Annotated in this window: 3 protein-coding genes; 2 read left to right on the forward strand and 1 reads right to left on the reverse strand. The window is 63.3% G+C overall.

The window, feature by feature from the left end; all coding sequences use genetic code 11:
* Window positions 1-6,092: non-ribosomal peptide synthetase (locus HX869_RS30890; protein ID WP_178904157.1), on the reverse strand; the 6,092-nt coding region annotated here is incomplete at its 3' end.
* A 486-nt stretch (window positions 6,093-6,578) separates the two neighbouring features.
* Between HX869_RS30890 and HX869_RS30895 the strand changes: the two genes are divergently transcribed.
* Together HX869_RS30895 and HX869_RS30900 are read left to right on the forward strand one after the other, a co-directional pair.
* Window positions 6,579-7,373 (forward strand): helix-turn-helix transcriptional regulator, encoded by a 795-nt coding sequence (locus tag HX869_RS30895; protein WP_008430236.1) that lies wholly within the window; start codon window positions 6,579-6,581, stop codon window positions 7,371-7,373.
* On the forward strand, window positions 7,373-8,739 hold a 1,367-nt coding region (locus HX869_RS30900), incomplete at its 3' end, for an efflux transporter outer membrane subunit (protein ID WP_178904158.1). The genes HX869_RS30895 and HX869_RS30900, both read left to right, overlap by 1 nt.

The raw sequence follows: 8,739 nt of genomic DNA on the forward strand, positions 1-8,739 counted from the left end.
CCCAACTCAAAGAAATGATCCTGACGCCCCACCCGATCCAGCTTCAGCACCTGCGCCCAAACCCCAGCAATCACCGTCTCCACCTCCCCCTGAGGCGGTTCATAGGCGCGACTCAACACCGCCTCCACCCCAGGCTCCGGCAACCCCTTGCGATCCAGCTTCCCCGCCGGATTAAGCGGCCACACCTCCACCCGCACAAACGCCGAAGGCACCATGTACTCAGGCAGCCCCTCCACCATGTAACTGCGCAACGCCTCAAGCCCCGGCACCGCATCACGAACAGTGAAATACGCCACCAACCGCTCATCCCGAATCAACACCGCCACCTCGCGCAATGCAGGATGCGCCGCCAACCGCGCCTCAACCTCCCCCAGCTCCAGCCGCACCCCACGCAGCTTCACCTGAAAGTCATTGCGCCCCAGAAACTCCAGGTTCCCGTCCGGCAAATACCGCACCAGATCCCCCGTGCGATACAACCGATCCCCCGCCACAAACGGGCTATCGATAAACCGCTCCGCCGTCATCTGCGCCAACCCCAGATACCCGCGAGCCACGCCCACCCCGCCGATATGCAACTGCCCACTGCACCCCAGCGGCACCGGCCGATCATGCTCATCCAATACGTAAAGCCGGGTATTACTGATGGCCCGCCCAATCGGCAACTGCAACCCCGGCACCGGCGCACCCGGCTCCAGCGTCCAGGCACTGCTGTCCACCGTCGCCTCGGTCGGTCCGTAGACGTTATGCAAGCGCACCTTGGGCAACCGCGCCTGAACCCCACGGGCCAAGGCCTCTGTCAGCTCCCCGCCACCGCATAAAACGTCGGTAAGGCTGGTACAAAGCGCAGACTCCTCCAGCTCCAGAAACTGCTGCAACATCGCCGGCACAAACTTGATCACGCTGACCTGTTGCTCACGAATCACCTGCGCCAGGTACGCCGGCTCACGGTGCCCATCGGGACGCGCCAGGACCAGGCGCATGCCATTGGTCAGCGGCCAGAACAGCTCCCACACCGAACCGTCAAAACTGAACGGCGCCCGCTGCAACAACGCGCCACCCTCGGCATTCGGGCACAGTTGCGAGCCCCAGTGCATCAGGTTGCCCAGGCCCCGATGCTCGATCATCACGCCCTTGGGCGTGCCGGTGGAGCCGGAGGTGTACATCACGTACGCCAGGTTGCGCACGCTCAGCCCCGGCACTCGCGGGTTGCCTTCAGGCGCCTGCTGCCAGGCGCCGTGGTCGAGGTCGATCACCGGTATCGACACCTCCCCCGGCAAATCCCGGGTCGCGCCGTGTACCAGCAAGGCGACCGGCGCGCTGTCTTGCAGCATGTAGGCGAGACGCTCGCGAGGGTAGCCCGGGTCCAACGGTACATAGGCGCCCCCCGCCTTGAGGATGGCCAGCAAGCCCACCACCAGGTCCAACCCGCGCTCGACACACAAGGCCACCCGCGAATCCGGCTGCACGCCGCGCTCGCGCAGGTGATAGGCCAGGCGGTTGGCGCGCTCGTTGAGCTGGCGGTAAGTCAGTTGCTGCTCACCGGCCTGCACCGCCACCGCGTGAGGTGTGTGCCGGGCATGGGCTTCGAACAGGGCGTGGACGGTCTGGTCCACGGGGGAGTCGGTTTCGCTGGCGTTGAAGTCCACCAGTTGCTGTTGCAGTTCGGTCGCGGGCAGCACCTGTACATCGAACAGCGGCGCCTCGGGCGTCTCCACCAATCCCGCCAGCACCGTGCCAAGGTAGTCCAGCAGGCGCTGGGCACCGACCTTGCGGGGCGCCTTGGCCTTGAGCCGGAAACCGCTGGCCAGGTCGTCCACCGTCAGCATCAGTGGGTAGCTGAGGATGTCTTCGCTGCTCAGCAATTCGATGCCGGGCTGCAGCACCTCGAGTGCCTCGACCGAGACATGCCGGTAATTCAGCAGGCTGTTGAACAGCGGTGTGACGCCGCTGCAACGCTGGGCCAACGCCAGGGACGCTTGCTCGTGGGCGAGCAAGGCGCTGAGTTGCTGCTGCGTCTGCCTGATCGCCTCGCGCACCGTCACCCCGGCCAGGCGTACCCGCAGTGGCAAGGTGTTGATGAACATGCCCAGGGCACGGTCCGCGCCCTCACCGGCCTGCAGGCGTCCCAGCAGAACCGTACCGAACACCACATCGTCACGGCCCGAGACGCGACCCAGTACCTGGGCCCACGCCAGATGAAACAGGCTCGCCGCGCTGACACCCAAGGTGCGGGCCTGCTCGCGCAACAACTGGCCGAGTGCGTCGGGAAGCAGCACGTCGGCTTCCTCGGTGTCACGGCGATCCGCCTGGCGTTCCTGTAAACCGAAGGCCAGGGTCGGCTCGTCGACATCCGCCAGCCGCTCGCGAAAGAACGCTTCGTGCCCGGCCTGGCGTTCCGCCGACCGGGCCTGGGCGACCACGTTGCGATAGGGCACCGGCGCCGGCAATTGCTGTTGCTGGCCAAGCAGATGAGCCTGGATTTCCGCCATCAGTACTTGCGTGGAAGTGGCGTCGTTCACCAGATGATGGAAACGCAGCATGCCCACCCAACGGCGGTTCTGCCGGTCTTCGGCGTAATCCAGGGCCATCAGCGGCGCCTTGCGCAAGTCCAGTGGCCGCTGGCGTTCGCGCAGTTGTTCGAGAATTGAGTCCCCCTGGAGGGCCACCGGTTGCACGTCCAGAATCGCCTTGCGCCACACCACTTGCATCGGTTGTTCGAGGGCATCCCACGCCAGGCTGGTGCGCAGGATGTCATGGCGGTCGATCACCTGTTGCAGCGCCTGGGCGAACGCTTCCAGCTGTTCACGGCGGGCAAAGCTGAACATCGCGTGTTGCTGGTACGGATCGCGCTCGTCGGTGATGTGGTGATACAGCAGGCCTTCCTGCAACGGCGCCAGCGGGTAGATCTCCTGCACATTGGCGGCGCCACCGGGGATCGCGGCGACGATGCGTTCTATCGTCGGCGGGTCCAGTTCGGCCAGCGCCAGCAGGTCCGGAGTAATCAATTGGCAACCTGCCGGAACACGGTTGGCCGGCACCTCAAGCTCGGTGCCCTGGCCGACCGCTGCCGCCAGTGCGGCCAGGGTCGGCTGGCCGAACAGCACCTGCACGTCGGCCTGCAACCCGACCTGGCGCATGTGCTGCACCAACTGGACCGCCAACAGCGAATGGCCGCCCAACTCGAAGAAATGGTCATGCCGCCCCACCCGCTCGACGTGCAGTACATCGGCCCAGATCTGCGCCAGGGCGATTTCCGTAGGCCCTTCGGGGGCTTCGTAAATTCGACTGACAAATGCATCGGCACCGGGTGCCGGCAAGGCCTTGCGGTCGAGTTTGCCGTTGGCCGTCAGGGGCAACGCGTCCAGCTTTACGTAGGCCTGCGGCACCATGTAATCCGGCAAGCGTGACTTGAGATGGGCGCGAAGCGCTTCAATCGCAACCGGCGCGTGCTCGGTGAACCAGGCCAACAGCTGCCCCTCGCGTACCAGCACCACCGCTTCGGTGACCCCTTCATAACCCGCCAGGGCGGACTCGATTTCCCCCGGCTCGATACGCACGCCGCGAATTTTTACCTGGTCGTCGTTGCGGCCCAAATATTCAATATTCCCATCCGGCAGCCAACGCGCCAGGTCGCCGGTGCGGTACATGCGGCCCGTGTTGAATGGGTCATCAAGAAAACGCTCTGCGGTCATGTCCGGGCGGTTCAAATAGCCCCGCGCCACGCCTTTCCCGCCGACGTACAACTCGCCTGCAGTACCGATGGGCACCGGCCGCTGTTGCTCATCCAGCAGGTAGACCGCGGCATTCGCGATGGGTTTGCCGATGTGCAGCGCCTGCCCGGCCTCAACGAGGCCCGAGGTGGCAACCACGGTGGCTTCAGTGGGACCGTAGTTGTTGATCACCGCGAAACTGCGCGCCTGGTTGAACTGGCGCAGGCGGTCGCCACCAATCAGCAGCGTGCACAAAGTCGGGTGTTCGATATTCTGGCTGAACGCATACTCGGCCACCGGCGTGGGCAGGAAGCATACGTCCAGTGGTTGCGCGCGCCACCAGGCCAGCAGCGCGTCGATGTCTTCGGCGCCGTCGTGGGCCGGCGGCAAGTGCAAGGTCGCGCCCACGCACAGCGCTGGCCAGACCTCCCAGGCCATGGCATCAAACCCGAAACCGGCAACGCTGGCGGTATGGCTGCCCGCGTGCAAATCGAAGGCCTGGCAATGCCAGTCCACCAGGTTGGCCACGGTGTGGTGCTCCACCATCACGCCCTTGGGCAGGCCGGTGGAGCCTGAGGTGTAGATCACATAAGCGAGGTTGGCGGGTGTCATCGCCACTTGCGGGTTGCGCGCCAACTGCGCCGTGGCGTGATCCAGATTGATGACCGGCACGCTCAATACCGGTAGCCGCTCGAGCAAATCCGTCTGCGTCAGCACCGCCACCGGCGCGCTGTCATCGAGCAGGTAGTGCAGGCGCTCGGCAGGATGGGCCGGGTCCACCGGGACATAACAGGCGCCGGACTTGAGAATCCCCAGCAAGCCCACCAGCGTCTCCAGGCCGCGCCGGGCGACGATCGCCACACGGTCGTCGGGCTTTACCCCGAGCACCAATAGCTGCCGCGCCAGGGCATTGGCCCGTTGATTCAATTGGTCATACGTCAATCGCTGCCCCTGATACACCGCCGCCACCGCATGCGGGGTCACCGCGGCCTGGGCCTCGACGCGCCCATGCAGGGTTTGCGCTGCGGGATAGGCCTGGGCGGTGGCGTTCCAGCGTTGCAACTGCGCGGTTTCCTCGGGCGTTATCAGCGAGAAGTCAGCCAGGGGCAGCGCGGTGTTTTCCAGCCCCTGCTCCAGCACATACACCAGGCGATCAGCCAGGGCCTGCACCTCGTGTACCTGGAAGTACGCCTCGTTGTAGACGCAGTGCAGGCACGCCGTGTCGTGGTAGCGATTGCTGCGCAAGTGAATCGCCAGCGGCAACGGCTCATGGTGGTTGGACACCTTGATCGCCCGGGCCGACGCCTGGCCGTAGCGAAATTCATGGTCGTCCTGCTCATAGGACACCGACAGGTCGAACAGTTGGCCGAGGTCGGCGCGCAGCAAACCCAGCTCGCGATTCATCTCGCTCAGCGGGAAACGTTGATGTCGGAAATCCTGCTGGAGCTGGTCGCGCACGCCACGCACCAGGGCGCTGAAAGGCAGGTCGTCGCGGAACTGCAAGCGCACGGCACTGACCTGGGTGAACAGCCCCAGGGTCGAACGAAAGCGTGCATTGGAACGGTTGAGTATCGGCAGCCCCACCACCCACTCCTGGCGCTGGCCGGTGCGGCTGAAGTACAGGTACATCGCCGCCAATAACACATGGAACGCCGACGCCTGGTAATGGTTCGCCGCCCGCGCCATGCGATTGAGCAGCGCCGCCGGAAACGGTGCTACCAGGGTGTTGCTCGGCGCATCGCCCTTGGCCTGGTAACGGCGCGTCAGCAGCGGCTCTGGCAGCGCCTGGTATTTGTCCAGCCAGTAGCTGCGGTCCCGGGCGTAACGGGCCGACTCGCGATAGCGTTCATCGTTGTCGATGAAGTCGATATAGGACGGCGCCGACAGGTCCGGTTGTCGGCCCTGCTCCAGGGCGCTGTAGATCCCGGCAAGGGATTGCAGCATCTGGCCAAAGCCCCAGCCATCGAGAATCAGGTGGTGAGCCTGGGTGCCGAGGCGGTAATGCTGGTCATCGAGCTTGACCAGGAAGAAGCGGAACAACGGCTCGTCGACCAGCGCATAGGTTCGCGCCATCTGCGCCTGCAACAAGGCCTCGGCGGCCGCGCGGGGATCCGGCTGGCGCGAGACGTCATGCTGCGGCACCGATACCGCCATGGCCTCGGCAAACGCCTGCCGTGGCAAGCCATCGGCCGCCACTTGCAACACCGTACGCAATGCGTCGTGCTTGGCCACCAGGTGCTCGATGGCTCGCTGGATCAATGCGGGATTCACGGTGCCCGTGAGTTCGATATAACCCCCGATGTTGTACAGCGGCGAGTCACCGAGGCGCAGTTGGTCGAGCCAGATATCCCGCTGGGCGGCGGTCAGGGGGAAATACGTCATAAGATCCTTCTCATGTGAGGTGTCGATAAGGCGCACAACGCCCCATTGAGGCGAAATCAACGGGATTTAAGCATCGCCCCGGAGGGCCGTATGTCACCCGAAACCCGGACAGCCTGGGTACCGCGCCGGGGTTGGCTGATGGTTCAGTGCTGAAACGATTAAATGGATGTAGGAGATTGGCTACATCTGGCCGATGCCATATAGCCGGGCATGTCGAGAAAATTGAGTAAATATGTTTTATATCAACTAGTTAACAAACTCTAAAATCCTTTTACCCTGCAGCTTCAGCCTATATCCCTGTCGGAAATGACGAAATAATGGCGCGCTTTTTATGGCAGGTTGTGTCCCTCGTTTCCGCTACATACGTAGGACAAATCCACGTGGCTAAATGAAGCCTCGAGCACCGACCCAGGTTCAAGGAGAACGGGAGGCCTGCACACGTACGGGCAACCGTTGACGGTTTTCGACATCAAGGATGAGATGGCTATGAGTCTGACCAGCAGTATTCGGAATATGGAAAATCCGCATTTTTATTTCGAGTTGGGAGAGTTGATTTCAAGCACCGGCACTGAACACTTCGCAGCGAACATGCTGCAACTGGTCAACAAGCTGGTACCGGTTCACTTGGTGGACCTCAGTGAATGGACCCTCGACGAGCACCAGGCCTGCGTGCTCGATATCAAGTTACTTGGCAGCGACGGGTTGAAGCAGGACCTGCCGCCACCGCGCACCCTGCATCACCGCGACGATCATCCGCTGCTGAAAAAAATGCTCGGCATGAACGACCCGCTGTTGATCCAGATGAATGCCAAGGCCGACAGCACCCACACCCGCGGCACCTCCCATCAGTGCAACCTGGTATCGCGCCAGGCCAATCGGCGCTGCGTGATTTCGTTCTACCGGCCCCACACCCAACGCGCCTTTTCCCTGGCGCAGCTGTCGTTTCTCAAGAGCCTTTCGGAAACCTTGCTGCCGTTGATCGAGCGCCACGCGCAGATCAATCGACAGGCCCCGCCGGTAGCGCCCGAGCCCTCTAAAACTCCGTTGGAGCAGTCGCAATTGCAGCGCGAATTCTATAAACGCCTGTCACTCAGTGACATCACCTTATCGGCGCGGGAACAGGAGGTTTGCCTGGGGTTGTTGACCGGCGGAACCGTACCGCAGATGGCCGAGAAACTCAGCGTGAAAAACAGCTCCATCGAAACCTACCTCAAGCGCGCGGCGGCCAAACTGGGCGTGAGTGGCCGGCATGGCCTGGCCAAATGGATGGTTGGCGCGTGATGAAAAAACTGATGCTCGGCGTGGCGTGTGTGCTTGGCGGGTGTTCGTTGATCCCGGACTATCAGCGGCCCGAGGCACCGACCCCGGCGCACTTCCCGGTGTATAACGCGGACCGGGTGGGGCCATCGGCCTCCGGGCCTGACTGGCAACAGTTGTTCCGTGACCCGGTGATGCGGCAGTTGATTGGCCAGGCCCTGGTGAATAACCGTGACCTGCGGGTGGCGGCGCTGAATGTCGAAGCGTTCCAGGCGCAGTACCGCATCCAGCGTGCCGACCTGTTCCCGGCGGTGTCTGCCACGGGTGCCGAAAACCGCCAGAAAGTCCCGCGGCGCGCCACTACCACCGGCAAGTCTGCGATCACCTCTACCTATTCGGCGACATTGGGCGTCAGCGCCTACGAGCTGGATTTTTTCGGCCGTGTACGCAGCCTCAGTGAGCAGGCGATGCTGCAATACCTGGCCACTGAAGAAGCTCGGCGCAGCGCGCAACTGAGCCTGGTGGCCAACGTCGCCAACGCTTACCTGACCTGGCGCGCCGACCAGGAACTGCTGGCCCTGGCCCGGCAGACGCTGGCCTCGGACGAGCACAGCCTGCGTCTGACGTCGCGCAGTAAAACGGCGGGCAAGGCGACGTCGATTGATGTGATCCAGGCCCAGACCAGCGTCGAAAGTACCCGGGCAAGCATTGCGCGCTACCAGCGGCAGGTGGCCCAGGACCTCAACAGCCTGGCGTTGCTGGTGGGTGGGCCGGTGCCGGATTCTTTGCCGGCACAGCCGCTGTCCGACGACCTGGTAGCCCGGCTGCCGGCCGGGTTGCCGTCGGACCTGCTGCAACGGCGGCCGGATATTGTGCAGGCCGAGTATCAGCTTCAGGCGGCCAACGCGAATATTGGCGCGGCGCGGGCGGCGTTTTTTCCTTCGGTTACGCTGACGGCCAACGCTGGCACCTCGAGTAAGGATCTGTCGGGATTGTTCCAGGGGGGCTCGGGGAGTTGGGGGTTCCAGCCGCAGATCAATCTGCCGATCTTCAACGCGGGCAGCCTGCGGGCCAGCCTGGATTACGCGAAGATTCAGAAGAACATTTATGTCGCGCAGTATGAGAAGTCGATTCAGACAGCGTTCCAGGAAGTCTCGGACGGGCTGGCGGCGCGGCAAACGTATAACGAGCAACTGGCGGCGCAGCGGGATTTTGTTCGGGCCAACCAGACGTATTACGACCTGGCTCAGCACCGGTATCGCAGTGGGGTGGACAGTAATCTGGTGTTTCTGGATGCGCAGCGGTCGTTGTTCAGTTCGCAGCAGGCGTTGATTGTTGATCGGTTAGCGCAGTTGGTGGCGGAGGTGAATTTGTATACGGCGTTGGGTGG

Source organism: Pseudomonas sp. P7779, from assembly GCF_013386315.1.
GTDB lineage: Bacteria > Pseudomonadota > Gammaproteobacteria > Pseudomonadales > Pseudomonadaceae > Aquipseudomonas.